The 25,186-nt window shown below is 65.5% G+C and carries 23 protein-coding genes; 10 read left to right on the top strand and 13 right to left on the bottom strand.

Annotated features, from left to right (window positions below; all coding sequences use genetic code 11):
• Positions 1–41: 41 nt before the first annotated feature.
• The gene (locus AC54AG_RS09770; protein WP_496630182.1) at positions 42–1,154 is read left to right on the top strand and encodes a transketolase-like TK C-terminal-containing protein; all 1,113 of its coding nucleotides are present in this window, start codon (positions 42–44) and stop codon (positions 1,152–1,154) included.
• Here the strand turns inward: AC54AG_RS09770 and AC54AG_RS09765 are convergent.
• Positions 1,139–1,618 (bottom strand): MarR family winged helix-turn-helix transcriptional regulator, encoded by a 480-nt coding sequence (locus AC54AG_RS09765; protein ID WP_331776277.1) that lies wholly within the window; start codon positions 1,616–1,618, stop codon positions 1,139–1,141. The two genes, AC54AG_RS09770 and AC54AG_RS09765, sit on opposite strands and share 16 nt — an antisense overlap.
• Positions 1,619–1,750: 132 nt before the next feature.
• On the opposite strand from AC54AG_RS09765, the gene aceE reads away from it, so the two are divergent.
• The 3 genes from aceE to AC54AG_RS09750 all read left to right on the top strand — a co-directional run bounded on the left by aceE (position 1,751) and on the right by AC54AG_RS09750 (position 6,898).
• Positions 1,751–4,426 carry a pyruvate dehydrogenase (acetyl-transferring), homodimeric type gene (gene aceE, locus AC54AG_RS09760; RefSeq protein WP_496630181.1) on the top strand — a complete coding sequence of 892 codons (2,676 nt, stop codon included), beginning with the start codon at positions 1,751–1,753 and terminating at the stop codon, positions 4,424–4,426.
• 17 nt (positions 4,427–4,443) lie between these two features.
• Entirely contained in the window at positions 4,444–5,070 is a 627-nt protein-coding gene (gene gstA, locus AC54AG_RS09755) for a glutathione transferase GstA (RefSeq protein WP_496630180.1), read from the top strand.
• A 238-nt stretch (positions 5,071–5,308) separates the two neighbouring features.
• Positions 5,309–6,898 (top strand): aspartate:alanine exchanger family transporter, encoded by a 1,590-nt coding sequence (locus AC54AG_RS09750; RefSeq protein WP_331776280.1) that lies wholly within the window; start codon positions 5,309–5,311, stop codon positions 6,896–6,898.
• A 12-nt stretch (positions 6,899–6,910) separates the two neighbouring features.
• Here the strand turns inward: AC54AG_RS09750 and AC54AG_RS09745 are convergent, their stop codons facing one another.
• Entirely contained in the window at positions 6,911–8,119 is a 1,209-nt protein-coding gene (locus tag AC54AG_RS09745) for an MFS transporter (protein ID WP_496630179.1), read from the bottom strand.
• 157 nt (positions 8,120–8,276) lie between these two features.
• Between AC54AG_RS09745 and AC54AG_RS09740 the strand changes: the two genes are divergently transcribed.
• From AC54AG_RS09740 to AC54AG_RS09715, 6 genes are all read left to right on the top strand, one after another.
• Positions 8,277–8,864, top strand: a complete 588-nt coding sequence (locus tag AC54AG_RS09740) for a TetR/AcrR family transcriptional regulator (RefSeq protein WP_496630178.1) — start codon at positions 8,277–8,279, stop codon at positions 8,862–8,864.
• 112 nt (positions 8,865–8,976) lie between these two features.
• Positions 8,977–9,327 carry a VOC family protein gene (locus AC54AG_RS09735; protein ID WP_338679078.1) on the top strand — a complete coding sequence of 117 codons (351 nt, stop codon included), beginning with the start codon at positions 8,977–8,979 and terminating at the stop codon, positions 9,325–9,327.
• Between the two features lie 179 nt (positions 9,328–9,506).
• Entirely contained in the window at positions 9,507–10,697 is a 1,191-nt protein-coding gene (locus tag AC54AG_RS09730; protein ID WP_496630177.1) for an acyl-CoA dehydrogenase family protein, read from the top strand.
• A 16-nt stretch (positions 10,698–10,713) separates the two neighbouring features.
• Entirely contained in the window at positions 10,714–11,859 is a 1,146-nt protein-coding gene (locus AC54AG_RS09725; RefSeq protein ID WP_496630176.1) for an acyl-CoA dehydrogenase family protein, read from the top strand.
• Positions 11,856–12,344: a MaoC family dehydratase gene (locus tag AC54AG_RS09720; RefSeq protein WP_496630175.1), complete on the top strand. Its 489-nt coding sequence runs from the start codon at positions 11,856–11,858 to the stop codon at positions 12,342–12,344. The genes AC54AG_RS09725 and AC54AG_RS09720 overlap by 4 nt, the downstream gene beginning before the upstream one ends.
• Complete coding sequence (locus AC54AG_RS09715) at positions 12,337–12,792, top strand: MaoC family dehydratase (RefSeq protein WP_496630174.1); 456 nt, start codon at positions 12,337–12,339, stop codon at positions 12,790–12,792. The genes AC54AG_RS09720 and AC54AG_RS09715 overlap by 8 nt, the downstream gene beginning before the upstream one ends.
• 109 nt (positions 12,793–12,901) lie before the next feature.
• Here the strand turns inward: AC54AG_RS09715 and AC54AG_RS09710 are convergent, their stop codons facing one another.
• The 11 genes from AC54AG_RS09710 to AC54AG_RS09660 all read right to left on the bottom strand — a co-directional run bounded on the left by AC54AG_RS09710 (position 12,902) and on the right by AC54AG_RS09660 (position 25,181).
• Positions 12,902–13,825 (bottom strand): diguanylate cyclase domain-containing protein, encoded by a 924-nt coding sequence (locus tag AC54AG_RS09710; protein ID WP_496630173.1) that lies wholly within the window; start codon positions 13,823–13,825, stop codon positions 12,902–12,904.
• Positions 13,822–18,303, bottom strand: coding sequence for a PAS domain-containing protein (locus AC54AG_RS09705; RefSeq protein WP_496630171.1), 4,482 nt, complete (start codon positions 18,301–18,303; stop codon positions 13,822–13,824). The genes AC54AG_RS09710 and AC54AG_RS09705 overlap by 4 nt, the downstream gene beginning before the upstream one ends.
• 232 nt (positions 18,304–18,535) lie before the next feature.
• Positions 18,536–18,892, bottom strand: coding sequence for a YgiW/YdeI family stress tolerance OB fold protein (locus tag AC54AG_RS09700; RefSeq protein WP_496630170.1), 357 nt, complete (start codon positions 18,890–18,892; stop codon positions 18,536–18,538).
• 33 nt (positions 18,893–18,925) lie between these two features.
• Positions 18,926–19,498: a prepilin-type N-terminal cleavage/methylation domain-containing protein gene (locus tag AC54AG_RS09695; RefSeq protein ID WP_034755294.1), complete on the bottom strand. Its 573-nt coding sequence runs from the start codon at positions 19,496–19,498 to the stop codon at positions 18,926–18,928.
• Positions 19,499–19,541: 43 nt separating this feature from the next.
• Positions 19,542–20,294 carry a hypothetical protein gene (locus tag AC54AG_RS09690; protein WP_496630168.1) on the bottom strand — a complete coding sequence of 251 codons (753 nt, stop codon included), beginning with the start codon at positions 20,292–20,294 and terminating at the stop codon, positions 19,542–19,544.
• Positions 20,294–21,067, bottom strand: coding sequence for an ABC transporter permease (locus AC54AG_RS09685; protein WP_496630167.1), 774 nt, complete (start codon positions 21,065–21,067; stop codon positions 20,294–20,296). The genes AC54AG_RS09690 and AC54AG_RS09685 overlap by 1 nt, the downstream gene beginning before the upstream one ends.
• On the bottom strand, positions 21,067–21,777 hold the full coding sequence (locus tag AC54AG_RS09680) for a type II secretion system protein (protein WP_139089609.1): 711 nt from the start codon (positions 21,775–21,777) through the stop codon (positions 21,067–21,069). The genes AC54AG_RS09685 and AC54AG_RS09680 overlap by 1 nt, the downstream gene beginning before the upstream one ends.
• Positions 21,774–22,508, bottom strand: a complete 735-nt coding sequence (locus AC54AG_RS09675) for a hypothetical protein (RefSeq protein ID WP_496630166.1) — start codon at positions 22,506–22,508, stop codon at positions 21,774–21,776. The genes AC54AG_RS09680 and AC54AG_RS09675 overlap by 4 nt, the downstream gene beginning before the upstream one ends.
• Entirely contained in the window at positions 22,505–22,921 is a 417-nt protein-coding gene (locus tag AC54AG_RS09670) for a hypothetical protein (protein WP_070304935.1), read from the bottom strand. The genes AC54AG_RS09675 and AC54AG_RS09670 overlap by 4 nt, the downstream gene beginning before the upstream one ends.
• Positions 22,918–23,613, bottom strand: a complete 696-nt coding sequence (locus AC54AG_RS09665) for a hypothetical protein (RefSeq protein ID WP_496630165.1) — start codon at positions 23,611–23,613, stop codon at positions 22,918–22,920. The genes AC54AG_RS09670 and AC54AG_RS09665 overlap by 4 nt, the downstream gene beginning before the upstream one ends.
• Positions 23,610–25,181 carry a hypothetical protein gene (locus AC54AG_RS09660; RefSeq protein WP_496630164.1) on the bottom strand — a complete coding sequence of 524 codons (1,572 nt, stop codon included), beginning with the start codon at positions 25,179–25,181 and terminating at the stop codon, positions 23,610–23,612. The genes AC54AG_RS09665 and AC54AG_RS09660 overlap by 4 nt, the downstream gene beginning before the upstream one ends.
• Positions 25,182–25,186: the final 5 nt, after the last annotated feature.

The following is a 25,186-nucleotide window of genomic DNA, read 5'->3' as shown; positions in this document are numbered from 1 at the left end:
AATGTCTGCCTTGCGCAAGCATTGTTGCGACAGGAGCCTGCATGCATTCGTCCCCTTTATTTCCTCCACAGCCATTGGACGCCGCGCGCCACGCCGCCCATGCCTGCCTGGCCGCGCTGGCGGCACCGCCGGCGTTGCCATTGCGGCAGGTGTCGCCGCGCCGGGCGCTGGGTGCCATGGTGGGCAGCTTGCAGACGGGTCCGGGTGCGGCGAATGCCATCCGCGTCGTGCGCGCGGAAGTGACGCAGCGGCCTGACGATGCCTGGAATGTGACGGTGTCCGCCAGTGCCTGGCCGCTGCGCTATGGCGCCGACAAACCGCTGCTGTATCTGTGCCGCCCCACCTCGCTCCAGGCATTGAATGGCGTGCTGGTCGATGCGCGCGAGCGTGGCATCGTTTGCAGCGATGCGGAAACGCAATCTTCTCGCTGGCCGAAAGGCGTGCAGCCCACGCTGCCCGCCTGGCTGTCCGCGCAGCACAATTGCACGCCGTTCGACCCGGCGACGGGCGAGGAAGTGCGCGCCATCCTGCGCTCGGCACTGGAAACGCTGTACCTGGAACAGCAGGCAGGCTATTACTACCTGGCCATACATGACGAAGAGGCGGACGAAGGTGCGGATGAAAATGCGGACGAAGGTGCGGTGGCCACGCCCTTGTCGGACGCCGATGCGGCAGCGGCCAGCCTTGGCATGTACCGCGTGTCGCCGCCGGATCCGGCGCCATGCCGGGTGCGTCTGTGTGGAGCGGGAACGATGCTGGCCGTCGTTGCCGATGCGGCCCGCTTGCTGAAGGACGACTGGGATATCGCCGCGCAAGTGTGGAGTTGCCCCAGCTACACGCGCCTGGCGCGCGATGCGCAGGCGGCGGAGCAGTGGAACCTGCGTCATCCGCGCGCCGTCCCAAGGTTGGCCCATGTGCGGCGCTGCCTCGATGACAGTGCCGCGCCCGTCATCGCCGTCACCGGCTATGGACAGCACATCGCGGGCCAGATCGGCGGCTACGTGCGCGGGCGTTTCATCGCCGTCGGCGCTGACGCCATGATGGAGGTCAGCGCGCCATGGCTGGCCGTCACGGCCTTGAAAGCCCTGGCCGACGACGGCGCGCTGCCGGTGCAGTTCGTCGAGTACGCGCTGCGGCGTTACGCCTTGCTCTGAGTGGCGCCGCGTGCCGCCTCGGCGGCGCGCGCGAGGGCGGCGCTGAAGTCCTGCTGCTCGCCGCCGTCAAATTGCGTCAGGAACAGGTCGGCCACCGTAGCCTGGTAGACGGCCCACATCTTCTTGCGCAGGATTTTCCCGTCTTCCGTGATGGAAACGAAGGCGGCGCGCCCGTCTTCCATCGAGCGTGTGCGCGTCACCAGTCGGTCCGTTTCCAGCTTGTCCACCAGGCGCGTCAGGTTGTAGCGCTCGATGGCCAGAGCGTCGGCCAGTTCATGCATGCGGCGCGAACCGTCCTGTCCGCTTTCGAGTCCCCACAGCACGTCATACCACGCATACACGGGCAGGCCGGCGGCGGCGAGGCGGCGCTCGATCTCGCGGATCATCAAACGGTGCGTGCGCACGAACGCGAACCACAGGTCGGGCGCAGGGGCCGTGCCAATTTCAGGCGCAGTTTCAGACATCGGTATTCCTCCAGATCGATCACAGTTGCAAATGCAATTATAGCGCTATACAATGGCCGCCGTAACGATTGCAAATGCAATGATTGCATAAGCAATTATTCGCGTATTGAATTCCCAACCCAGGAGACCGCCATGACCACATCCCTTGCCGTGCCCGATATCGACCCGCAGGAAACCAAAGAATGGCTGGAGGCGATGCAAGCCGTCGTCGCGGTGGAAGGACGCCCGCGCGCCCATTATTTGCTTGACCAACTCGTCGATTCCGATTCCGCGCAGCACGGCGGCATGCATGGCCGCGTCACCACCGCGTATACCAACAGCATCGCCACCGAGCGCCAGGGTGCATATCCGGGCGACCTGGCCATCGAGCGCCGCCTGAACGCGTATATCCGCTGGAATGCGATGGTGATGGTCTTGCGCGCGGCCAAGCATTCGAACGTGGGCGGCCACATCGCCACCTACCAGTCGGCGGCCGTGCTGTACGACGTGGGTTTCGACCACTTCTTCCGTGGCCGCACGGACCAGTTCGCCGGCGACCTGGTCTACATCCAGGGTCATTCCGCGCCCGGCATCTATGGCCGCGCCTATCTGGAAGGGCGTATCACGGAAGCGCAGCTGGACAATTACCGCCGCGAAGCGGGGCGCGAGGGCCTGTCCTCGTACCCGCATCCCCGGCTGATGCCCGACTTCTGGCAATTTCCCACCGTCTCCATGGGGCTGGGCCCGCTGACGGCCGCCTACCAGGCCCGTTTCATGCGCTACCTCGAGTACCGTGGCTTGAAGGAACACCAGGGCCGCAAGGTATGGGCCTTCCTCGGCGATGGCGAGATGGACCAGCCCGAATCCCTGGCTGCCATTTCCCTGGGCGGACGCGAGCGCCTCGATAACCTGATCTTTGTCGTCAACTGCAACCTGCAGCGCCTTGACGGTCCCGTGCGCGGCAACAGCAAGGTCATCCAGGAACTGGAGGGCACGTTCCGCGCGGCGGGCTGGCATGTGATCAAGGTCATCTGGGGCAGCGGCTGGGATGCCTTGCTGGCGCGCGATACGAGCGGCTTGTTGCGCCAGCGCATGATGGAATGCGTGGACGGCGATTACCAGACCTTCAAGTCGCAGAATGGCGCCTACGTGCGCGAGCATTTCTTTGGCAAGTATCCGGAACTGCTGGCGCTGGTGGCGCACATGTCGGACGATGACATCTGGAAGCTGACGCGCGGCGGCCACGACCCGGAAAAAGTGCACGCCGCGTATGTCGAGGCCATGCGCACGCCGGGCCGTCCCACCGTGATCCTGGCCAAGACCGTCAAGGGCTTCGGCATGGGCGAGGCGGGCGAAGGGCAGAACATCAACCATCAGCTGAAAAAGATGAGCGCCGACGCCGTGCGCGCGTTTCGCGACCGCTTCGCGCTGCCCGTCAGCGATGCCCAGCTGGAAGAGATGCCGTATCTGAAACCGGCGCCGGACAGCGAGGAAGGCCGTTACTTCGCCGCGCGCCGGACGCAGCTGGGCGGCTACATTCCCGCCCGCATCAGCAAGGTGGCGCCTTTGCCCATACCGCCGCTGTCCGCGTTCGCCACCCAGCTCAAGGATAGTGGCGAGCGGGGTGCGTCCACCACCATGGCCTTCGTGCGCATCCTCGGCACCTTGCTGAAAGATCCTGCCTTGAGCAAGATCATCGTGCCCATCGTGCCCGACGAATCGCGCACGTTTGGCATGGAAGGCCTGTTCCGCCAGATCGGCATCCATTCCTACCTGGGCCAGCTGTACACGCCGCAGGATGCGGGGCAGCTCAGCTATTACAAGGAAGCCAAGGATGGGCAGATCTTGCAGGAAGGGATCAACGAATCGGGCGCTATTTCTTCCTGGATCGCCGCCGGCACGTCGTACAGCAACCATGGCCTGGCTACCATCCCGTTCTACATCTTTTATTCGATGTTCGGCTTGCAGCGCGTGGGTGACTTGGCCTGGGCGGCGGCCGATGCCCGCACGCGCGGCTTTTTGCTGGGCGCCACGTCGGGACGCACGACACTGATGGGGGAAGGCCTGCAGCACGACGATGGCCACAGCCACGTGCTGTCGTCCGTGATTCCCAACTGCATCTCGTACGACCCCACGTTCGCGTATGAGCTGGCGGTGATCATCCACGACGGCATGCGCCGCATGTTTGCCGAGCAAGAGGATATTTTCTATTACATCACCTTGCTCAACGAAAACTATCCGCACCCGGCCATGCCGGCAGGAGCAGAGGCGGGCATCTTGCAGGGCCTGTATCTGCTGCAGGAAAGCCCGGAAGCCCTCACGGCAACCACGCCGCGCGTGCAGCTGATGGGCAGCGGTTCCATCCTGCGCGAGGTGCTGGCCGCCAGCGTGCTGCTGCGGCAGGATTTCGGCGTGGCGGCCGACGTGTGGAGCGCCACCAGCTTGACGGAAGTGCGGCGCGACGGCCTGGCCGTTCAGCGCTGGAACATGCTGCATCCGGACAGCGAACCGCGCGTGCCGTATATCGAGCAATGCCTGGCTGGCCGGCAAGGCCCCGTGGTGGTGGCCACCGACTACATGAAAATCGTCGGCGACCAGGTGCGCCCATTTGTGCACAACCGGCGCTTCATCACCCTGGGCACGGATGGCTTCGGCCGCTCCGATACGCGCGAATCGCTGCGCACCTTCTTTGAAGTGGACCGCCATTTCATCGTGCTGGCCGCGCTGACGGCGCTGGCCGATGGGGGCCAGCTGCCGCGCAGCAAGATTGGTGTAGCCATCGCCAAATACGGCATCGACGTGGAAAAACTGGATCCCGCGTCCGTGTAACTTTTCGAGGAGTGATCATGAAACTGTATTACGCAACGGGAACGTGTTCTTTGTCGCCGCACATCGTGGCCATCGAGGCGGGCATTGCGCTGGAACTGGAACGTGTCGATATCCGGAAGATCCCGCGCATCACGGAAACTGGCGCCGACTATGCGCGCATCAATCCGAATCTGTACGTGCCGGCGCTGGTGCTGGACGATGGTGCGATCTTGCTGGAAGGCACGGCCATCGTGCAGTACCTGGCCGACCTGACACCGGCCAGCGGTCTGGCGCCGCCGGCAGGGACCATGGCGCGCGTACAGCTGCAGTCGTGGCTGGGTTTTATTGCCACCGAGCTGCACAAGGTGTTCAGCCCCTGGCTGTTCCATCCGGAATACGGTGCGCAGGCACAGGACGTGGCCCGCTCGCGCCTGGCCGCACGCCTCGATTATGTGGAGCGGCAGCTAGGCGATGGTCGGCAGTACTTGTTGGGGAACACGTTTACGGTGGCCGATGCGTATTTGTATACCGTCCTCAGCTGGTCGGAGGTCGCCAAAGTCGACCTCGGTGCTTTCCCGCAGGTGAGGGCGCTGCTGGCCAGCATAGGCGATAGGCCAGCCGTGCGCGAAGCGATTCGTTGCGAGGCGCAGCGGCAGTCCCAATGAGATATTGATAAATCGAATTTCTATCATCACAACATAGAATTGGATGAATATGCTGCGATGCGGCATCATGCACCTGTCTCCTCTACTTCCTCACAGGAATTAGATTCAGCCCGCTCCCGCAGCGGGCTTTTTTTTGCCCGTTTTTATGGCATAAAGCTGCGCACGCTTGCTTGTCATCATCGCCATCGTGTTGCTTTTGTGCATGCTAAACTGGGCCATCACCAGACCAAGGTTCCTGATGCTTCAATTATTTCGCCACACGCTGGAGTCCACGCCCATCCTTGCCCTGTTCCTCGTCATCGGCGCCGGTTATGCGCTGGGGCGCATCAGCGTGTTCGGCTTTTCGCTGGGCGTGGGCGGCGTGCTGTTCGCGGGGCTGGCGCTGGGCGCCTTTGCTCCCGGTTCCGTGCCGCCGCCGATGGTCGGCTCCATCGGCCTGCTGCTGTTCCTGTATGGCATTGGCGTGCAGTACGGCGTGCAGTTTTTCGCCGGCTTGCGCGGCGCGGGGCAGAAACACAATCTGATTGCCTTTGCCGCCGTCATGGGCGGCCTGGCCGTCTCGATCTGGGGCGGGCAGTGGATCGATATCTCGCTGCGCATGGCCAGCGGCGTGTTTGCCGGCGCCATGACCAGCACGGCCGCCCTGCAGGCGGCGCTGGAAGCGTCGCACGGCAATGGCGACGCGGCAGTCGGCTATGCGGTCGCGTATCCGTTCGGCGTCGTCGGCCCCATGCTGGGCCTGTACCTGGCCGGGCGCATCTTGAAACCCGTGCTGACGCCGCCGCCGACGCCCATCGTCGTCTCCGAAATCACCATCGATGCAGCCAAACTGGCGGGCGCGGCCCTGTCCGAATTGGCCGATGGCCCGCTGGCTGGCCTGCAAGTGATCGGTGTGCGCCAGGGTCACCAGAACCGCTTGCCCGATCCTGGCCTCGTGCTTGGCGTGGGCGACGCGCTGATGGTGTCGGGCACGGTGGCGGGTGTGGAAGCGGCGCGCACGGCGCTGGGCCATTTGGACCCGGGCCGCTTGATGAAGGACCGCAGCGATTTCGACGGTACGGAAGTGTTCGTGTCGGATGCGGAAATCGTCGGCGTGCCCTTGGGCGAACTGAATCTGGCGAAGGATTTCCCGCTGCAGATCGCCTTCATTCGCCGCGGCGACGCCATGATTTTGCCCCATCCGTTCCTGACCCTGGAATTTGGCGACCGCGTGATGGCCATCGCACCGGCCAAACATGCGGCCGACGTGCGCAAGCTGTTCGGCAACTCCATCACGGCCACGGCCGAGTTCAGCTATGTCTCGCTGGGCATGGGCATGGTCTTGGGCGTGCTGCTGGGCCTGGTGCCTATCCCCTTGCCGTGGATAGGCTCGTTCAGCCTGGGTCTGGCTGGCGGGCCGCTAGTGATGGCGCTGATTTTGGGCCGCCTGGGCCGAGTGGGCAAGATCAGCTGGCGCTTGCCGCTGTCAGCCAATTTGGTCATGCGCAACTATGGCTTGACGATTTTCCTCGCCTCCGTCGGCATGGCGTCCGGCTTGCCCTTCGTGCAGCAAGTGGGCGCCGACGGCTTGCCCATGCTGGCGCTCGGTGCCGTGACGGTGCTGGTGGTGGTGGCGCTTGTCGTGATCCTCGGCAAGGTCTTCCTGCGTCTGCCGTTTCCCGAACTGCTGGGCATCGCGGCCGGCGCCACGGGCAACCCGGCCGTGCTCGTGTTCGCCAACCGCCTGGCCAAGTCGGACCGCCCGAACCTCGGCTATGCGATGATTTTCCCCAGCATGACCATCGTCAAGATCGTGGCCGTGCAGGTGTTGCTGCACTTGTATGGCTGATGGCGGACACCGTCAATCCCTTGCAGCGCCAGGCTGCTTGTTTGCATCAATAAAGCTGATGCCAAACGACAGCAGCAAGGCGGCAGCGGCAAATCCTGCGGCAAGCCACAGGTTGGCGGAGAGGCCCAGCCTGTCCACGGCTTGGCCACCGGTCCACGCCCCGAGCGCAATGCCGATATTGAAGACGCCCACATACAGCGCGGCGACGATCTCCACGGCCCCGGGCGCCGCCTTCATCATCAAGGTCATCAGGCCGACCGATACGCCGCCGTAGGCCAGTCCCCAGGCCAGCAACACCACGCCGCCGCCTGTGCCGGAGTCGCCGACAGCCAGGAACAGCAGTGGCGTGAGCAGCAGGCCGCACGAGATGGCGATGATGGTAGCCGCCGTGCGCCGCGCCGCGACGACACCGGCCAGGAAGTTTCCAATGATGCCCGCGAAGCCATAGCAAAACAGCAGTGCGCCCAGCCATTGCGTATCGAACCCCGACACGGACAGCAGTAGCGGGCGCACGAAGGTAAAGGCCATGAAATGGCTGGTCACCAGCAATAGGGTCAGAAGCAGTCCCGCTTGCAACTGCCTGTTGCGCAGCTGTTGGCCGAATTGTCGCAAGGTCGTCGAGCCGGCAGCGGGCAGGGCGGGAATGACGGCCAGGTGCAGCACCAGTACCAGGCCGCTGAACAGCGCCATGACGCCGAAAGCCCAGCGCCATCCTGCAAGGTCGCCGATGTGTGCGCCTAGCGGCACGCCCAGCACGGAAGCGGCCGCCACGCCGCCGAAGATGACCGACGTTGCCAGGCCAACCGAACGGGCAGGAACCAGCCGGGAAGCGAGGCCTCCGGCGATGGCCCAGATGCCGCCCATGCAGAAACCGACGAGAACACGCGCCGCCAGCATCCAGGTCATGTTCTGCGCCAGGGCCGAGGCAATGTTCGCGATCACTAATAGCGTCAGCAAACCGCAGAGTATCTTGCGCCTGTCCAGGCGTCCCGATGCGAGCACGACCAGCGGCGCGAACAAGGCCGCCAGCAATGCGGGCAGCGAGATCATCAGGCCGGCCGTTCCCGTGGAGGTGCCCAGGGTGTCGGCAATCGGCGTCAACAGGCCGACCGGCAGCATTTCCGTCGTCACGACGGAAAAGGTGGCCATGCCGACAGCGGTGACCGCCAGCCATGGATGGCGGGCAGAAGTTTCTGCGGCAGCGCAGGAAGATGTACTCATGGTGCATATCCTTCATGTGATCAGGCGATAAACGGGTGTGCCCCGCTTGCAACGGGGATAGGTCGCAGCGATAATACATACATCGCGTATGAATAAAGTATATATACATACGCAGTGAATGTAAACAATCATACGTTACGTATGTAAGGAGAAAGCAATGGTTCGCCGCACCCGTGTGGAAATGGAAGAAACCCGCGCCTCGCTGCTGGCCACCGCCCGCAAAGTGTTCAGCGAGCGCGGTTATGCCGACACGTCCATGGACGACCTCACTGCGCAGGCAGGGCTGACGCGTGGTGCGCTGTATCATCACTTCGGCGACAAGAAGGGTTTGCTGCTGGCGGTGGTGGAGCAGATCGACGCGGAGATGGATGGCCGCCTGCAGAGCATCTCCGACAGCGCCGCAGACTTGTGGGATGGCTTTCGCCATCGCTGCCGTGCCTATCTGGAGATGGCCCTGGAACCGGAAATTCAGCGCATCGTCTTGCGCGATGCGAGGGCGGTCCTGGGCGGCGCTTCCCCGGACTCGCAGCGCCATTGCCTCGACTCGATGCAAGCGCTTATCCAGCAGCTGATTCACCAGGGCATCGTGGCCGACGCTTGCCCGCAGGCACTGGCATCGCTGATCTACGGCAGCCTGGCCGAAGCGGCGTTTTGGATCGCCGACGGCGACGAAGGCAATGCGCGCCTGGTAAAAGCAGTGGCGGCATTGGAATTGCTGTTACGCGGGCTGTTGCTGAAAAGGTAGTCGCGAAAAGTGCTAATCTCGCCAGTAGCGGACATGCCCGGAGACAGGGATGACGATATTGAGCAGGGTGGGGAAATGGCGGTCGAAGCTTATATTGACACGGAGGAAAACTATGCAAGTCACGCGTATCGTTGCAAATTTCCCGGCGTCGGATCCGGGCCTGGCGCGGACGTTTTACGAGGACGTGCTGGGCCTGAGCCTGTTGATGGACCATGGCTGGATCATGACGTATGGTTCGCAAGCCGAGATGAGCGTTCAAGTGAGCTTTGCGACGGAAGGCGGCTCGAACACTGCCGTGCCTGACCTTTCCATTGAAGTCGATGACGTGGATACCGCCTTCGAACGCATGTCCGGAGCAGGGTTTCCTATTGAATATGGCCCTGCCGATGAACCTTGGGGTGTCCGGCGGTTTTTCGTGCGCGACCCGTTCGGCAAGCTCATTAATATTTTGTCGCACACATAGGCGCGGCGCCACGGCAGCCAGCCGATTCCACCCGCTTGCCTTGCCGCGCCAGCCATTGTAAAAGGCCTGGCGCCGCTCGCAATCTGTTGTACAATCCTTGAGAACGGTCGTGCTTTTTTGTGCGCTGAGCTTCCTTGCGTGCAGTTATCACGGCAACCGATAAGAACAAGGAGACAGACATGGACCTGCATTACACGGCCGAGGAGATGGCGTTCCGCGACACGGTGCGCGCCTTCCTCGACACCCATTTGCCAGCGGATTTGCAGCGCAAGGTGCGCCAGCATTTGCGCCTGAACCGCGACGATTACGTGCGCTGGCACAAGATTGTCGCGCAGCAGGGCTGGGCCGCGCCGGCCTGGCCCGTCGAATATGGCGGCACGGGCTGGACGTCCGTGCAGCGCCACATCTGGGAAGACGAGTGCGCGCGCGCCGCCACGCCGCCGATACTGCCATTCGGCGTGAACATGGTGGCGCCCGTCATCATGGCTTTCGCCAGCGCCGAGCAAAAAGCATACTACTTGCCGCGCATTTTGAACTGTGACGACTGGTGGTGCCAGGGTTACTCCGAGCCGGGCGCCGGTTCCGACCTGGCCTCGCTGAAAACCACGGCCGAGCGCGACGGCGACCATTACATCGTCAATGGCCAGAAAACCTGGACGACCCTGGGCCAGCACGCGGACATGATCTTTTGCCTGGTGCGCACGGACAGCACGGTGCGCAAGCAGGAAGGCATCAGCTTCTTGCTGATCGACATGAAAACGCCGGGCATTATCGTGCGCCCCATCATCATGCTCGATGAAGAACATGAAGTGAACGAAGTCTTCTTCGACAATGTGCGCGTGCCTGTCAGCAACCTGGTCGGCCAGGAAAACAAGGGCTGGACCTACGCCAAATACCTGTTGGGCCATGAGCGCACGGGCATCGCTGCCGTCGGCCGCTCGAAGCGCGAGCTGACCTTCCTCAAGCAGCTGGCCATGCAGCAAAGCAAGCGCGGCGCGCCGCTGCTGCACGATCCCGCTTTTGCCGCCAAGGTGGCCCATCTGGAAATCGAATTGATGGCGCTGGAAATGACGGTCTTGCGCGTCATCAGCGAAGAAGGCAAGGGACCGGGACCGCAGGCGTCGATGCTGAAGGTGCGTGGTTCGGAACTGCAGCAGCTGCTGACGGAACTGATGCTTGAAGCCATTGGTCCGCAAGCCTTGCCGTTCGATCCTGACTTCCTCGACGGCAGCGCGCCGCACGGGGCTGGCGGCGACGACCTGGCCGCGCCGCTGGCCGCGTACTACTTCAATTACCGCAAGACATCGATCTATGGCGGCTCGAATGAAATCCAGAAAAACATCATCACGCAGATGATCCTGGGCCTGTAAGCCAGAAGGAGACGACATGGACTTCCAATTTAATCAGGAACAGCAGCAATTTGCCGATGCGCTCAGGCGCTGGGTCGACAAGGATTACCCGTTTGAAACGCGCAAGCAGATCGTCCACTCGGCCACGGGTACCTCCGACCTTGCCTGGGCTACCCTGGCCGAACTGGGCATGACGGCCTTGCCGCTGCCGGCCGGCGCGGGCGGCTTCGACGGCACGGCCGTCGACATGCTGCTGGTGATGCAGGAACTGGGCCGCGGCCTGGTGGTCGAGCCCTATCTGGCCACCGTGCTGGGCGCGCGCTTCCTGAGCCTGGCGGGCGGCCACGATGCTATGCTGGAACAGGTCGCCAGCGGCAGCCTCAAACTCGCGTGTGCGCTGGGCGAGCGCCAGTCGCGCCACGACATGCACGCTATCGCCACCACGGCCAAGGCCAGCGGCGACGGCTTCGTGCTCGACGGCGAGAAAACCGTCGTCATCCACGGCGCCCAGGCGGGCGCCTTGATCGTCTCGGCGCGCAGCAGCGGCGGCCAGAGCGATACGGATGGCATCTCGCTGTTCCTCGTGCCCGCCGACGCGCCCGGTGTCAGCGTGCGCGACTACCGCACCATCGACGGCCAGCGCGCCGCTACCGTCACCCTCGTGCAAGTGGTGCTGGGGCATGAGGCCCTGATCGGCCAAACGGGGCAGGGCTGGCCCGTGCTCGACGCGGCCGTGGATTACGGCGCCGCCTTGCTGTGTGCGGAAGCCGTGGGCGCCATGGACGCCATCTTTGCCGCCACCCTCGAGTACCTGAAGACGCGCCAGCAGTTCGGCGCGCCGATCGGCAAGTTCCAGGCTTTGCAGCACCGCATGGCCGACATGTTCATCCACCTGGAGCAGGCGCGCTCGATGGCCATGCTGGCCGCCGCCAAGGCCGACAGCGACGATGCGGTTGAACGCCGCCGCACGGTCTCGGCCGCCAAGGCGAGGGTGGGACTGGCCGCCACTTTTGTCGGCCAGCAAGCCGTGCAATTGCATGGCGGCATGGGCGTCACGGACGAATTGCCTGCCGCCCACCATTTCAAGCGCCTCTCCATGATCGCCCTGACCTTGGGCGACGTGGACCATCATATCGAGCGCTTTATCGCCCAGCCGGGCTTCTTGCCGACGGAGACCGCATGACCGCATCGCCTGCCATCACACCGAAACACTGGTATTTCGAAGACTTTACGCAAGGCCTGGAAATCGACTTGGGCCAGCGCCATGTGACGGAAAAGGAAATCATCGCCTTTGCCACGGATTTCGACCCCCAGCCATTTCACGTCGACCATGACGCCGCCGAAAAGACCATTTTCAAGGGCGTCATCGCCAGCGGCTGGCATACGTGCGGCATGATGATGCGCCTGGTGGTGGACAATCTGCTCAAGCATTCGTCCAGCATGGGTTCGCCCGGCCTGGACAGCATCCGCTGGCTCAAACCCGTGCGCGCGGGCGACACCTTGCAGCTGACCTACCAGGTCAAGGAAGTGCGCCCGTCCACGTCGAAACCGGACCGCGGCATCGTCATTTCCGTGTGGAGCGTGCGCAACCAGCATGGCGAAGTGGTGACGACAGTCGAAGGCATGGGCATGTTCGGCCGCCGTCTTGCCGGAGAGCAGCATGCGTGATATCGCCGGCATCGCCGGTTTTCAGGCCTTGGCGGGACAGCACGTGGCCGTCTCCGACTGGCTCACCATCACCCAGCAGCGCATCGACACCTTTGCCGACGCCACGGACGACCATCAGTGGATCCACATCGATACGGAACGTTGCGCGCGCGAGTCGCCGTACGGCTGCACGGTGGCGCACGGTTTCCTGACGTTATCGCTGCTGCCTGCCATGTTGCAGGGAGCATTGCACATGGCCGGCATCCGCATGGCCATCAACTACGGTTTAAACAAGGTGCGTTTTCCCGCCCCCGTCCCCGTCGGCAGCCGCCTGCGCGCGCGGCTCGACATCCTGTCCGTCGACGACTTGCCGGAAGGCGCGCAAGTGAACTGGGCCGTCACCATGGAGCGCGAAGGCGACACGAAACCCGTGTGCGTGGCGGAGTTTTTGATGCGCTGCTATCCCTGAGCGATAAGCCTGGCTCGCCGCGTAGGTCTGAGTAGGTTGGCGTAGGTCGGCTTAGCCCGCAGGGCGTAAGCCGACGCAGGCAGGCATGCAGCAGGCGCGCGCCTCCTCTTCACTCCCCCTCCGACGCGCAATACCTGTCCCGCCCCGTATGCTTGGCGCGGTACAGCAGGGCGTCGGCGGCGCGGATCAGGGCGCTGGGGTCCATGCCTTCGGTGGGCATGACGCTGGCCATGCCCAGGCTGACGGTGACGTGCGGGCCAACGCTCGACCTGGCGTGGGGAATCTGCAGCGCGCGCACTTCATCGAGGATGCGCTGGGCCACCACTTCGGCGCCGTCGCGCGTTTCCTGCGGCCGCAGGATGATGAATTCCTCGCCGCCGTAGCGCGCCAGCAGGTCGGGCGGGCGCACGGCGCAGCGGCGCAGGGCGGCGCTCACCTGTTGCAGGCACAGGTCGCCCGCCTGGTGGCCATACGTGTCGTTGTAATCCTTGAAGTGGTCGATATCGGCCATGATGAGGGCCATCGGCACGCCGTCGCGCGCGCAGCGCCGCCATTCGCTGTCCATCGTGTCGTTGAAGCTGCGCCGGTTGGCCACGCCCGTCAGCGAATCCGTCAGCGACAGTTCGCGCATGGCATCGGCCTGCCGCTTGATGGTCAGCTGGCTGCGCACGCGGGCCCGCACGACGGCCGCGTTGAACGGCTTCGTGATGAAATCGACGGCGCCCGCTTCCAGCGCCCGCGTTTCGTCTTCGGGCTGGTTCAGGGCCGTGACGAAGATGACGGGAATGGCGCTGAGGATGGCCGACTCGCGCAGCGCATTGCAGACGGCATAGCCATCCATGCCGGGCATGACGGCGTCGAGCAGGATCAGGTCCGGCAGTTGATTGTGCGCAATTTCCAGCGCCTTCTCGCCGCTCAGGGCGAACAGCACGTCGTGTTCCTCGCGCAGCAGCTGGTGCAGGATCTGGATGTTTTCCATGGCGTCATCGACGATGAGGATGCGCCCGTTCATGGCAAGGTTGGTCCAGCTCACTTGTTTTCCTCTCGTTTCAGCTGATCGAGCACGAGTTTTTCCGCAGCGGAAAAATTCAGGGTCTCGATCGCGTTGGCCAGCGCCAGGGCCGCTTCCCGGTCTGATTGTTGTAGGGCGGGGTGCAGGACGTGGAACTGGGCCAGCGCCTTCAGGTTATTGTTGCGGATCAAGACCAGCAGCTCGGCCAGGCCGGCGTGCAGGTCGACCGGTGCGCTGCCGGACGCGGCCTGTGCCGGCTGCCCGCGCCGCAGGGGCGAGGGCAGGGTGCGCGCCGCATCGATGACTTCGGCCATCGCCAATGCCAGCTGTTCCAGCAAGGCGGCCGTGGCGTGCGATTGCCCTGTCTTCAGCGCTTTTTCCGTCTCGGCGGCCAGGCTGGCGACATGGGCTGCGCCCAGGTTGGCCGCCACGCCGCACACGCGGTGCAGCAGCTGCGCCGCCTGCGGCGTCTGGCCGGCGGCCAGCAGGCGCCGTGCTTCCTCGACGGCGTCGCCCTGCGAATTTTCAAAGCGCTTGAGCAGCGCCAGGAAAGCGCCATAGTCGCCGCCGAAGCGGTGCAGGGCCGCCGCCAGGTCGATGCCGGGTATCGAGGCCGGCATTTCCAGCACCTCCGTGGCGGCGCCGCCTGGCTGCGCGGCGCTGCTGCCGCCAGCCTGGTGCGCCGGCACCAGCCGCGTCAGGGTCTCGATCATGTCGTCGACATCGATGGGCTTGGCCACGTGCGCATTCATGCCGCTGGCAATGGCGCGCAGGCGGTCTTCGTCCATGGCATTGGCCGTCATGGCGACGATGGGCAAGTCCGGCAAGCCCAGCGCGCGGATCGCCAGGGTGGCGTCGTAGCCGTTCATCACGGGCATCTGCAAATCCATCAGCACCACGTCCCACGCTTGCGGGCTGTGCGCCAGCATGTCGACGGCCAGCCTGCCGTTGGTGGCCACGGCTACGCGCGCGCCCGAGTGCAGCAGGATGTACTGCGCCACTTCCTGGTTGATTTCATTGTCTTCCACCAGCAGCACACGCATGCCTTCCAGCAAGCCCGACAGGGGCGTGGACACGGGCAGCATGGATGGCGCGCTGCGGGCATTGCGTCCATCCCGCACAGCGGTGACGGCCGCCAGCAGGCGCGCTGGCGTCGCCGGTTTCGAGACGATGCCGGCCAGCATCAGGCTGTCGGCCAGCCGTTCGAGGTTTTCGCTGTCCTGGTCGGCCACCAGCATGATCACGGGCGGCAGCGCCAGGTGTTCGCCGGTGCGCGCCTCGGTGAGCATGGAAATGCCATCCATGCCCGGCATGGCCGCGTCGAGCAGCACAAGATCGGCCGCCGCTTCGCCGCTGGCCTGGGCGCGCAGCAGGGCCAGGCCGGCCGCGCCGCTGTCGGCGCTGCGGCTGCGCCAGCCCTGCGCCGCGCACCAGTCTTCCAGCATGGCGCGCACGCTGGCGTTGTCGTCGATGATCAGCAGCGACAGCGCCCTGGACGCGCCCTTGCCGTGCGGCTCGGGCGGCGGCGCCACCTTGTCGAAGCGGCAGCGGAAGCGGAAGTCGGAACCCTGGCCCAGCGTGCTTTTCACGCTGAGCTGACCGCCCATCAATTCCACCATGCGCCGGCAGATGGCCAGCCCCAGCCCCGTGCCGCCGTATTTGCGGCTGGTGCCGCTGTCGCCCTGGGAAAACGCGTCGAAGATGTGTTCCTGCTCGGCCGCGCCGATGCCGATGCCCGTGTCGCGCACGGAAAACTCGAGGGTGGCGCTGGCCGCATCCTCGGCCACCATGGTGATGGCCAGCACCACTTCGCCATGCGAGGTGAACTTGACGGCGTTGCCCATCAGGTTGATGAGGATCTGTTCCACGCGCAGGGCGTCGCCGATCAGTTCGTCCGGCACGCCCGGATCGAGCACGAACACGGGCTCCACGCCGCGCGCCCAGGCGCTGCTGGCCAGCAGCACGCCAACGCTGCCCAGCATGCGTTCGAGCTGGAAGCGGCGCTGTTCCAGCACCATTTGTCCCGCCTCGATCTTGGAAAAATCGAGCACGTCGTTGACGATATGGAGCAGCGACTGCGTGGCCATCTGGATCTTGCCGACATAGCTGCGCTCGCGCCGTTCCAGCGGCGACTCTTCCAGCAGGCGCGCCAGGCCGATGATGGCGTTCATCGGCGTGCGGATTTCATGGCTCATGTTGGCGACGAATTCGCTCTTCGCCGTGCTGGCCGCCTCGGCCTTGTCGCGCGCGCGCACCATTTGCTCGTTGAGTTCGTGCAGGCGCAATTCCGTGCGCTTGAGTTCGGACACGTCCGAGGCCAGCACGAAGAAGCCGCGCACGCCGCCGCCGTCGTCGAGGTCTGGAATGTAATTGGTCCACGTGTGGCACACCTGGCCCGTCGGGTCGAGCAGGTCGCGCTCGAAGCTTTGCGGCCGGCCCGCCAGTACGCCCTCGACGTGGGGCGCGTACACGTCGAACAGTTCCTGCCCCAGCAATTCGCTCATGTGGATGCCGACCATCTCGGCGCTGCTGCGGCCAAACCATTCATTATAGAAATTATTGGCGAAGCGGCAGCGCAGATCGGCGCCCCAGTACGACACCATGCCGGGCAGGTTGTCGGTGACGGTGCGGATGAAGCGCTCGCTCTGTTCCAGGCGCAAGGTGGTGGCGTGCAGCACCTCGGTGGCGCGCTTGCGTTCCGTGATGTCGATCGATACCCCCAGCACATGGCTGGCGCGCCCCGCATCGTCGCGCAACACCACTTTGCGCGTGGTGAAGTGGCGCGTCGTGCCGTCGGCCGTGTTGATCGCTTCCTGTTCGATTTCCACCATCTGCCCCGTGGCGAGCAGCTTGCGGTCGGCGCTGACGAAGGCGGACGCCTGCTGCGGCGGGAAGAAATCGTGGTCGGTCTTGCCCAGCAATTGCTCGCGCGAGCGTCCCAGGGTCAGTTCCGCGTGGCGGTTAATCATTTCAAAGCTCAGCTTGTCGGCGCGCTTGACGAAGACCATGGCCGGGATGTTTTCGATGATGGTGCCGAACAGATGTTTCGAGCGACGGAACTCCGCTTCGCTGCGCTTGCGTTCGCTAATGTCCAGCCACAGCCCCGACACGCCCAGCAACTGCTGCTCGGGGCCGAAGATCGGGTGAAACGAGACGATCCAGTGACTCGGATGCTCGCGCTGCCGCCCGCCATGGCCTTGTAATTCGAGGTCGACGATGGGCGATCCTGTTTCAATCACCTGGCGCACGCAGCGCTCCACCTCCATGCGCACGGCGTCGTCGAACTGCATGGCGCCCACGGGCTGGCCCAGATGCTGCGCCACGCTGGCCCCGCTGATGGCGGCCAGATAGTGGTTGATCATGACGATGCGCAAGTCCAGGCCCACGAACAGCATGCCGATGGGCGCCGTCGCGTACACGGTTTCCAGCAGGCGCGTGGATTTTTCCAGGGCCAGCGTGCGTTCGGCCACCAGGCTTTCGAGCTGCGTGCGGTGGCGCCGCAAGTCGCGTTCCAGCGCGCCCAGGGCGCCTGCCATGTCGGCCGATTCGCGGTCCGCATGGCGGTTCGAGAGCAGGGGCTTGCCCTGCGCCAGCGCGTGGATCTGCTGTGTCAGTTCCTGCAGGGTGCGGGCCAGGCGGCCGCCCACGCGCCAGGCCAGGGCAAAGCCGGCACCGAGCAGCAGGGCCAGGATGAGGGAACCGGTGACCACGGAGCCCAGCAGGGCTTCGGCCACCGTGCTGGTGCGCATGGTAACGGCCACCGTCCAGGCGTCGTCGGGCGCGCGGCGAAAGCCCGTATATACGTCGAGGCCTTCCAGGGTTGTATGGCGCAGCACGCCTTCGCGCGCCTGGCGTATCTGCTCGAGCAAGGACGCCGAGCTGCGCTGGCCTACATAGCGCTGCGGCGCCAGGGTGCGCGCCACGTTGATGCCGTCGGCATTGACGATCGCCGCGCCCAAGTAGGCGGGCAGGTGCAGCTCGCGCAGCAGCAAGGGCAGGTAGTCGGGCGGGTATAGGGCCGTCAGCACATAGGCGGGCCCCTTGTCACGCGGCAAGGGCAGGTTCAGGACCAGACGCGGCACCTCGTCCGGCGCGATGAGCAAACTGGTCAGCCGGGGCTTGCCGGAGTCGCGCGTGCGCTCCATGCTGGCGGCCCATTTCTGCGGCAAGGGGGGCGGCACCTGACCGGCTGGCAGGGCTGTATTGACCAGCTGGCGTCCCTTGGCGTCGGAGACGATGAAGGTGCTGACGGCCAGGCCCGGCTGCAGCAGGCTGCCGGCCAGGGCGCGCAGGGCGCCGATGTCGTCGTTTTGCAGGGCGGGCGAGGCGGCCAGGATGCGCGCGGCCATCTGCGCGCCGCTCAAGTCGCGTTCGACGGCGGCCGTGACGGCGCGCGCCGCCTGCGCCGTTTCGCTGACGACATGGTCGCGTTCGCGCGTGTAGCTTTGCGCCACGAGCAGGAGAAACACGAGGGCCGTCGGAATGACCCAGGCAAGCACCAGCCATGAAATTCTTGAGCGTATCGAAGGCAAATCTTGCACCCGGAAAGCTCCCAGAATGGATGAGTCGACAGGCAGGCTCACGCTGGCGCTGGCTGACCTTGAATGAAAAGATGCTAGACGAAATTGATTGTTCTGACAAGCCTAGTTTCTGGAATGGAAAAAAGGTTGCGCAAGGCATACAGAAGAGGGTGACACCCACCCCGCCGTGGCGGCGGGATGGCAAGGCAGCTTACGGGACGACTGTCAGAACGTCGACGTCGATTTCCGGGCTTTCCATGAAATCTTTTTCCACTTCGCCACGGATTTCCACGCGGGTCTTGGCGTCGATCTTGCGGTTCATGAAGACCTTGTCGTCGATGTCCACGCGGATTTCCGCCGTGCCGTCGGAGAACGTATATTTCTCGTTGCCCACTTTGCGCAGCAGATTGCCGCGCAGTACGACGGCCTGGTCGTCGACGGGATTTTTCAGGATGGCGGCCACACTGGCGGGCGCGGCCGGGCCGGCCGTCGGTCCCACGTATTGGGCTTGCGCGCTGCCGGCCAGCGCGGCGCAGGCGGCCAGGGAGACGATGAGTGTGCGGTGCATTGGCATGGTATTCCTTTGATAGTGACTGGTGGCTCAGAAAAATACGGCGGTGCGGGGAATGATAGCACCGGCATTGCCATAGGGCATGTTCGCCCGGACGCTGCCCGTGCTGGCCACGCCATCGTCGAGTTTGCTGTCGATCTGCTCGGCGTAGCTCTCAGGCAGGTTGTCGAAACGGATGCCGTTGCCGGCCCGGCCGCCCACTTCGTCGTTGTACAGGTAGACGGCGCCGCCCTGGGCGCTGGTCATGAATTGCGAGGTGCCGTTGAACGAGCCGGTGATGAAGCCGCCCAGCGCCAGGTGCTGCGGCGCCAGGGTGAATTCGCGCGGCTGGCCGTCGCCGATCTGGCCATCGCCATTGCCGTTGCCGGCCGAATTGGGCACGTGCACGGTGCCCTGGATATCGTCGCCGGGCAGGGCGCGGAACTTGTCCTGGTAGGCGTTGACGGCGGCCGTCAGCGCATTCGACTGCTGGATGATGTTTTTCACCTTGGCGCTGTCGATCAAGCCTTGTCCCTTGAGCACGCCACCGAGCAGCAAGCCGATGATGACCAGGACGATGGCGATTTCTACGAGCGTAAAGCCGTGCTGGCGGCGTGGGAGCATGGGATTTCCTTGGAAAAAAGTGCTGGTGCCTGGTGTGGCGTCTTCAGAATGGCAGTTTACTGCAAATGGCGCCGCGCGCGCATGGCCTGGCTTTCTTTTTGGCCAGTTCGTCGAGCTTGCGCGCGAGGAAAGCGAGCTCGTGCGGGTCGCTGATCTGGCCGCTGGCGATCAGGCCGCCAATCACCAGGCGGGCGCTGTCGAGCTGGTCCATGTCTTCCAGGATGAACGCTTCCATTTCGCGCACCCACGGCGGCACGTGCGGCCCCGTCGCCAGCTGGCGCAGCGCGCGCGCATAGCCGAGCGCCAGCGGCAGGTCGTGCAGCTGGTGCTTCGCCACCAGCACCGCCTGCGCCATGGCGGGCCAGCGCTGCTGCGGGTCTACCGTGAAGCTGGCGGCGACAAAGGCCAGCATGCGCCGCGCGCGCTGTGGATCGGCCACGCCCGCGTACACTTCGCTGGCGGCCACCAGCGCGTAGCGGCTGCGCGGATCGAGCGTTTGCGCCGTCTCCAGCCAGCCGGCCAGGCGGTCATAGTCGAGCGCGCGCCACGGCAGGCTGACGCCGGGCTGGTCCTCGAACGACTGCAGGTACAGCAGCATGGCCTTCGACATGGCCAGCGGTTCGCCCAGGCTGACCAGGCGCGCCACGCTTGCCGGCGGCGCGGCGGGCAGGGGCCGTGCCTGTGCGGGGGCGTGCTGCTGCGCCAGGCGCCAGCCCAGCTGCAGCAGCAGGCAGGCCGCCAGCAGCCAGCACAGGGGGCGCGGCACGCTGCTCCAGGGACGCTGGGCGGCGGCCATCAGATGTTCCTGCGGTAAAAGTCGCACAGCGCGCAACTGGCCAGCAAGGCCACATAGATGGCCGTTTGCGCCGCCACGCCGGCCAGGGCTTGCCAGTCGCCAGTCGCGTACAGCAGCCACTCCGTGCGCGTAAAGGCGTCGAGGCGGGGCAGCAGCAGGGCCAGCACGTCGATGGCGCCGGCCGTGGCCCGCTGCGGCCATGACTCGCCCGCTTGGGGGCCGTGCGCCAGCAGTTGCAGGCTGCCCAGCATGCGTGCCAGCACATAGAAGCCGCCCGTGGCGGCCAGCGCAGGCAAGGCCTGATGCAGGCTGGCCGCGCACAGCAGGCTGAAGGCGGCGACGATCCACAGTTCGCCCAGCAGGGACAGCGCCCACAGCGCGCTTTGCGCGGGCGCGGCGAACAGCGCCATCAACAGGCCGAACAGCATGGCGGGCACGGCCGCCAGCGCCCCGTAGCCCAGCAGTTTGCCCAGCAGGTAGGCCGCGCGCGGCATGGGTAGCGCCAGCAGCAATTCGAGGCCCCGGTCGGCCGCTTCGCGCGCCATGCTGGTGATGATGAACGTGGCCAGCAGGAAGACGCTGGCCAGGCGCAAGGCGGCTGCCAGCAGGGACGTTTGCACGGCGCCGCTTTCCGTCAGTGCCAGTTGCTGCAGGAAGCCGGCCAGGCCGGCGCAAGCGCAGGCCACCAGCACGAACAGCCACGGCAGGCGGCTGCGCAACGCTTCGAGCAGCGTGTAGCGGGCGATGGTGAACGAGGGCAAGAGCATGGGCATCAGCGGGGCAGCCTTTGCGCCGCCACCATGCGGTTGAACAGGATGTTGGGCGACAGCCAGACGATGATATCGTCGAACTCGCCGCCCGGCTGCTGCGGGCCGCTGGCGGCGCGGCTGATGAAGGTGGTGGCGTTCGATGCATTGTTGCGCTCGTCGACATTGTTACCGAAAGGCACAGCCTGGCGCTGCCCCTGCACGCCCGTGGCGCCGAAGCCGTTTTTCCCATGCGACATGATCATGGCGGGGATGTCCCGCAAGGCCGTCGCCTGCAGCAGCGCGCCGCCGTTGCGCGTGACGATGCTGATGTCGCGCGGCGTGCCCAGGTTGAACTGCTGCTCGCTGTCGCTGAAGGCCGGCGTGACGCTGTAGCGGAACAGATTGTTCCAGCTGTCGCCCTGGCGCAGCCCCAGGGTGGCCCAGGGCAGGAAGCCCGCGCGTTTTTCGCCCGTGCAGCGCGTGCCGCGCCGGTCTTCCAGGCCGCTCATTGCGGAAATGGCGGGACACGGCAGATAGCCGTAGCGCAGCGCGTAGCCCGTCAGCGCTTCCTTCGCTTCATTGAGCGCCTGCTGCGTCTCGGCCACCTTGCGCTGTTCCAGTTGCACCGTCAACGGCGTGACCAGGCCGCCTATCATCAGGCCGACGATGACGAGCACGATGGCGATCTCGATCAGGGAAAAGCCGCCCTGGCGGCGCGGATGGCGGGCGCTCATGGCAGGTTGCGCGCGGCGCGCATGCGTTGGTACAGGGTAGGCAAGGTAATCCAGGTGAGCATGTCGTCAAAGGCGCCACCGGGCAGCGTGGCAAGTCCGGTGGCGGGGCGGGTGATGAAGCTGCGGCTGGCGCTGTCGTTAGCCGCTTCATCGATATTGCCGCGCGCCGTATTGATCTGCGGCACGCCGCTGGCGGCCGTGCCATAGTGATCCTTGCCTTGCGAGAACAGCACGACGGGCAGGCATTGGGCGCTGACGTCGCACTGCTCCTGTCCTGCCACGAAGGCGAAGGTGCCGCGGCCGTCGCGCGTGAGCACGACTCTGTTGGCGACGGCGGAAAACGAGACGATGGGCGCGCGCGCCATTTCCGGCGTGACGCTGTAGCGCAGCAGCTTGCCCCAGGCATCCACGCCATCCACGCCCAGCGCCACCCACGGCAAAAAGCCGCTGCACTCGGTATCGTTGGCGCAGTCGGCGGCCCGTTCGCGCCCGTCGAGGGCGGAGGCGGCCGGACGGGGCAGGCGGCCATTGGTCGCCGCAAAGCCCAGCAAGGCGTCGCGCGCCTGCGCCAGGGTGGCCAGGGTGCGCTGCTGGCGTTCGGCTTCGCCCGTGTTGCGCCCGAAGGCGCTGATCAGCAGGCTGGCCGTGCCCAGGCCCAGCACGGCCACCAGCAGCAACAGGGCGGCGCCGCGCTGGCGACGAGGTTGACGATGCGCTTGGCGCGGCGTCATGGCGGCGCCTCGGTGACCGTGCCGCTGGCCGGATCGTAGCGCTGGCCCGGTTTGAGCAGCAACACCTGGCCGTTCGACAGGCGCAAGGTCAGGGTGCCAGGCGTGCCCGACTTGTCGCGCGCGAGGTGGTTGTGCGGTTCGTTCTGTGCTTCCTGGTTCAGCCAGACGGTGGTGCGGCCGCTGCTGCGCTGTACCACGCCATTCAATTCCACGGGCGGGGCGGGCGGCGGTGGCGGCGGCGGGGACGGTGGTGCCGCCAGGGCCGGATCGGGCGCCGGCGGGCCGTAGCGCTGCGCGTCGAGCTGGGCGCGCTGCTCGGGCGACAGGAACAAGCGCCCCAGTTGCGGTGGCTGCGCCTGGGCCGTGAGCGCCGCGCCAGCCAGCAGCGCACACAGGACGAGGGTGCGCTTCATGGCCGCCCCGGCACGGGCGTGCTGCCCAGGGTCAGCCACAGCAGCTCGCATTCGGCGCCCAAGGTGGGCGCCGCCCCGCTCGCACCGCCGCTGCCTGGCCCGGCGCCGGCCGTGGCATGGCGCTTGAACGTGCAATCCTGCACGGCGAAATAGCCAGCCTGGCGCAAATCGTCCAGCAGGTTCAGCAAATCCATCTCGTGCAGCAAATCCATCTGCAGGCGCATGCGGCTGCCACGCAAATGATATTGCCCCATCACCATGGGCAATGGCACTTGCAGCCCTTGCTGCGGGCTGATGTCATAGCTGATCGGCAGCAGTTTGCGCTGTTCCTGGCTGCGGCGGATGGCGTCGATCCAGGCGAGGCGGTTTTCCTCGCCGATCAGGCCGCGCTGGCGCAAGGCGAGGAATCGCGGTTCATAGGCGCGGATTTCCTGCTTCTCCGCTTCCACGTGGTTGAACAGCATGGCGGCCGCCGAACGCGTGCGCTGGGCCAGGTCCAGCTGCTGCGCCTCGCGTTCGCGGTAGGCGATGCTCAGGCTCAGCAGCACCAGGCTGGCCAGCATGGTCAGGGTAAAGCACAGCAGGGCGCGGCGTATCAGGTGCAGTTCGCCCAGCCAGGCGGGCAGGGCGCGCGCGGGCGTGCTGGTCCGCTGCATGCCGGGCAGGGGCGGCTGCTTGACGGGGCCGCTCATGGCTGCCACGCCAGCAAGAGGGTGAAGCGGGCCTGGCTGGCTGGCGCCGGCACGGCGCTCTTGCCGGACAGGGCCGCGCTGGGGCGCAGGTCGAGCGGCGTTTCCTCGATCGTCACCTGCAAGCCCGGCTGGCGCGCCAGGGTTTGCGCGAAGGCCGTGATGGCGGCCAGGGCCGCGCGGTAATCGTTGTTCGGCATGGCCACGTCCGCTTCCAGGCGCAGCGCCTGCGGCGGCGCGACGGGAATGCCGGCCAGGGCGCTGCCGGTCGTCCCGCCCGTACTTTGTTGCTGCTGCTGTTGCGGTGGCTGATTGCCGGCTACGCGCGTGGGCGCCTGGCCCGCATGCCAGTGCAGCTGGCCGAGCGCCACCTGCGGCGCCTGGTCCAGTGCGGCGCTCAGCATGCCCAGCAGCCGGCCCGGCTCCGGCGCCTGGCTGGCGATCATGTGACCCAGGGTCACGGCCACTTTCATGTTCTGCGTCTTGGCTGGCGCCGGCGGCTGGGTCGACATGACGCTGCGGTAGCGTTCCTGGTAGGACGCCGTTTCCTGCGCCAGGCGCTGGATGGCGGCCCCGTCGGCTATGCCGCCGAGCAAGTTAATCGCGCACCACAGGGCTGCCGACGCGCCGATCAGCGTGCTGGCGCCATACAGTGTCTTGCGCGCGCGCTGGAAGTGGTAGTAGCGGGCCAGCGCGCCTGGCGGATAGTGGCTGGACGGCGGATGCTTGCCCAGCAAGGTCAGCAGCAATTCATCGGCCAGCGCCGGCGTCTTGCGCAAGCCCACTCTTTCGGCGGCCAGCTGCAGGTCGATGAAGTGGTAAGCCACTTCGACGCCGTTGTCGCACAGCAGTTCGAGCTTGGCGATCTGCGCGGCCGGCGCCAGGATGACGGTATTCAAGACGTCGCCGCGCGCCAGCATGCGCGTGCTGGTCAGAAATTGCCGCGTCTTTTCCGTTTCCAGCGCAATATTCACGGCCACGCCGTCGAGTGCGATGGTGGCCGTCTGGCGCGAAAAGCGCAGCTGGCCCTTTTCATAGTAGCTTTGCCGCAAGCCGCCCGACTGCTGCGTCACGAGCAGCAAGTGTTCATGCGCGATCGACAGCTTTTTGACCAGCGCGATACTGAGCAGGCTGGTCGAATAGATGCCGGCCACGGGCACGCGCAGGTGCTCGAGCGCCTCCGTCCACGGCTGCAGCAAGGATGGGTTGGTCAGGGCGAAGAACAGCACCTGGTCGTCGTGGCGGCCCGTGCTTTCACGGCCCAGCAGGGTGCTGCCCCGGTAGGGCGTATCGCGGTGCAGTTGCTGCTTGCGCCGCTCCAGCAAGGCTCGGCCCGCCTTGCCGCGCACGTGGGGCAGCAGCTGGCGCTGGAAATCCTCTTCGATCAAGTCCGTCAGCAGGTAGGCGGGCACGTCGAGGCGGTGCGCCTGCGGGTATTCCAGCCACGCGGCGAAACCGTCCAGCCCGGCTGCGCTGGCGGGAAAGGCCTGGCCCTGGCCCAGCACGCCGTGGTCCCAGTCGTAGGCGCACAGGGCGTCGCTGGTGATGTAGAGTAATTGTTTGCGGAACACGGCGG

The organism is Janthinobacterium sp. BCJ23 (assembly GCF_059617945.1).
This window is presented reverse-complemented; position numbering and strand designations above follow the sequence as displayed.